Annotated in this window: 3 protein-coding genes and 2 riboswitches; all 3 genes read right to left on the bottom strand. The window is 62.4% G+C overall.

All coding sequences use genetic code 11. From position 1 onward, the window contains the following. Positions 1-48: 48 nt before the first annotated feature. Positions 49-414 (bottom strand): glycine cleavage system protein GcvH, encoded by a 366-nt coding sequence (gene gcvH, locus AC1DWI_RS19975; protein ID WP_457280135.1) that lies wholly within the window; start codon positions 412-414, stop codon positions 49-51. A gap of 54 nt (positions 415-468) precedes the next feature. Next, positions 469-1629, bottom strand: a complete 1161-nt coding sequence (gene gcvT / locus AC1DWI_RS19970) for a glycine cleavage system aminomethyltransferase GcvT (protein ID WP_477667880.1) — start codon at positions 1627-1629, stop codon at positions 469-471. A gap of 55 nt (positions 1630-1684) precedes the next feature. Next, positions 1685-1788: riboswitch (glycine riboswitch) on the bottom strand. Positions 1789-1809: 21 nt separating this feature from the next. After that, positions 1810-1925: riboswitch (glycine riboswitch) on the bottom strand. A 27-nt stretch (positions 1926-1952) separates the two neighbouring features. Beyond that, positions 1953-2394 (bottom strand): hypothetical protein (locus AC1DWI_RS19965; RefSeq protein WP_477725553.1); only part of this gene is annotated, 442 nt, incomplete at its 5' end.

The following is a 2394-nucleotide window of genomic DNA, read 5'->3' as shown; positions in this document are numbered from 1 at the left end:
GTGTCAGGCTTGGCAGCCAGGAGTCAGAAAAAAGAATCGGTCAGAAAATCAGGCAGCGAAAGCGGTGTAGCGGGTTTCGTCCATCAGCGCGTCAAGCTGCGTTGGGTCGGACAGCTTGACTTTGAAAAACCAGCCGGCGCCCATCGGGTCGCTGTTAGCGAGAGACGGGTCGTCTCTTAGGGCTTCGTTGATTTCGGTGACTTCGCCACTCAAGGGCATATACACGTCGGCCGCGGCCTTGACGGATTCGACAACACCGGCGGTTTCTTTCTGGGCGAAGGTGGTGCCGACAGCCGGCAGGTCCACAAACACCACATCGCCCAGCGCATCCTGCGCATGCACGGTGATGCCGACGGTGGCGACGTTGCCTTCAATCTTGACCCATTCGTGGTCTTCGGTGTATTTGACGGTCATGAGGTTCTCCAGGGGTTGAGTGGGGTGAATAAAACGGGGAGCTTGATCTGGTGCTTAACCGCGGTAGTAGCGGGCGGGAACGAAAGGCATGGCGACCACTTCCATGGGCACCGGCTTGCCGCGCACGATGGCGTTCACGCGTGTGCCTAGCGCAGCGAACTCAGGTTTGATGTAACCCATGGCGACGGGCTGGTTGATGGTGGGGCCCAACAAACCGCTGGTGACTTCGCCGATAGCCATGCCGTCGGTGCTTTGCAGTTCGGTGTGGTCGCGTACAGGAACGCGCTCCAGCGCCACCAGGCCGATACGCTTGCGGGTGAGTAGGGCGGGGTCTGCCAGTTGGGCCAGGATTTTGTCCGCACCCGGAAAGCCGCCGGCACGTGCGCCACCCGTGCGGCGGATCTTTTGCATGGCCCAGTTGAGGTTGGCCTCCACCGGCGTGGTGGTGGTGTCAATGTCGTTGCCATAGAGGCACAGGCCCGCTTCCAGCCGCAGCGAATTGCGCGCGCCCAGGCCGATGGGTTTGACTTCAGGTTGCGCGAGCAGCGCGCGTGCGAGTGCGTCAGCTTGCGAAGCAGGCACCGAGACTTCAAAGCCATCTTCACCGGTGTAGCCGCTGCGGGTGATGAAGCAGTCGCAGCCGGCCACGGTGAAGCGCCCGCCGGTCATGAACACCAGCTTTTCGACGCCTGGCGCCAGTCGCTGCAAGGCCGTGACGGCCTGCGGGCCCTGCAGTGCCATCAGAGCCATCTCGGGCATGGGGATGACTTCGCAGCGCGAACCGATTTTGGCCTGGATGTGCGCGATGTCGCCCGCCTTGCACGCACCGTTGACGATGACAAACAGGTCGCCGCCGTTCGCATAGTCACGGTTGAAGAACATCAGGTCGTCGATGATGCCGCCGTCGTCGTTCAACAGCAGGCCGTAGCGCTGCTTGCCGGCGGGCAGGTCGATCACATCAACGGGTATCAGGGATTCCAGCGCGACTGCGGCATCAGCACCCACCAGGCGTAGCTGGCCCATGTGGGACACGTCAAAAAGGCCGGCAGCCTGGCGTGTGTGGTGGTGTTCCGCCATCAGGCCCGCGGGGTACTGCACTGGCATCGAATAGCCCGCGAAAGGCACCATGCGCGCGCCAAGCTCCACATGCAGGTCATGCAGGGGCGTTTTCAACAAGGTTTCGGGGGCGGCGGAAGAGGTGGACGAATCGGACAAGGCATTCTCCAGGGGGCAAACACGGTCATGGCAAGAACTTGTTCTCAATCCATGGGCTGCCCCTGCTGTCCACTTTACCTGAGAGATTCACCCGGCGATGCAGGCTTGCTCCTTCGGTGGGCTGCCCGTGAAAGGCGGCCTCTCTCCAGTAGGGAACGCCTTGCCGCGTGGTGCGCCGCAGGGCGGTTGCCAGTCCTTTTGCCTGAGCGTTCAGTGCTACTCAAGGGGGGTGCCCCCCGGGTGCTCGTGCGCCTTCGGCGGTTTTCGCGAGGAAAACTCTCTCCTGACACCGCTGAGTGTAACGGAAGCCGCTGTCGGCTCGATCAGGCGGCCTGGTGCTGCGGCAGCAGCATGGCGATGCGCTCGCTGATGGAGTCGGCGCGCTCGTGGCCCGCGRTTTTTTCGATTTCCTCGATCATTTCGCGCGAGGCGCTGAGCATGGTCTCGCGGTCTTTGGCATTGCGCAGCGCTTCGCGAAAGCGCTCGGCCATCTCCGGGTTGCGCCGGGCGAACATGCGTTCGCAGATGTCGAACAGGAACATCCGGGTTGTGGCAAGCGAGCGCTTGCCTTCAAATTGATCGGCAGAGACCTGAATGGCCTGGGTGGTTTCGGGGCTGGGAAAGTTCTGTAACTGCGCCGGCGTGAGTGTTTGGGCGGGTGCAGGCGCAGGGTTTTTTGCCGGCGCGGACGTCTTGCCGGGATGGGCTTCCAGAAAGCCGTCGCGCAAAAGGCGCAGGGCAATGGCTTCGCCGTCGCCCTCAAAC

The sequence above is a fragment of the Polaromonas sp. P3_C2 genome (genome assembly GCF_056402675.1).
The sequence above is the reverse complement of the archived record's forward strand: the minus strand, read 5'-3'. Positions and strand labels throughout refer to the sequence as shown.

Bases quoted from the DNA above. Each gene is read 5' to 3' on its own strand.
- gcvH (WP_457280135.1), bottom strand. From the start codon at position 414: ATGACCGTCAAATACACCGAAGACCACGAATGGGTCAAGATTGAAGGC.